Genomic DNA, 620 nt, shown 5'->3' on the forward strand with positions numbered 1-620 from the left:
CCATGCTACCGAACTCTTCGGCTATCGCTTGGTAGTCTGAAATGTCATAGCCGTTATCATCCATTGGCGATTGATAAACTGGCGACAACCAGATGACATTGATGCCCAGTAGTTTTAGATAGTCGAGTTTGCTAATGATGCCGTTTAGGTCACCGATACCGTCATTGTTTGAGTCTAAAAAGCTGCGAGGGTAGATTTGGTAGACTACCGCGTCATGCCACCATTTTTGTTCCATTGTGCGATCTCACTTATTCATTTCACTTTCACCACTATAGAGATTTCGCCTCTCTCTGGGAAATAGCGAGAATGGTGCTCTCTATAGAAAAATCCTATATCATTAGGCTTTGAGGCGGGAACCAGTCTTAGTGTACTAAAACTGTCGAAATTCTAACCTTACATTTTGTGATCCGATGCAAATTAAGAGAATGCTATGAACAAGCTCTACCGATATTTTTTGATGGTTGCACACACTGGCAGCATCAAAGGTGCCGCTGAAAAACTCAATATCAGCCAACCGTCGTTAACGGCTGCGATTAAGAAACTCGAAAATGATATCGGTGTGCATATCTTCATTCGCAAATCCAAAGGCGTTGAGCTGACGGAGTATGGTTTGCTGTTTC

General features: G+C 42.9%; 2 protein-coding genes. One reads left to right on the top strand and one right to left on the bottom strand.

Features of this window, described 5'->3' with window-relative positions; all coding sequences use genetic code 11:
* Positions 1-235: alpha-amylase family glycosyl hydrolase (locus KIV40_RS30920; RefSeq protein ID WP_285353116.1), on the bottom strand; the 235-nt coding region annotated here is incomplete at its 3' end.
* Between the two features lie 195 nt (positions 236-430).
* On the opposite strand from KIV40_RS30920, the gene KIV40_RS30925 reads away from it, so the two are divergent.
* Positions 431-620: LysR family transcriptional regulator (locus KIV40_RS30925; RefSeq protein WP_285353118.1), on the top strand; the 190-nt coding region annotated here is incomplete at its 3' end.

This window comes from Vibrio sp. D173a (assembly GCF_030248475.1).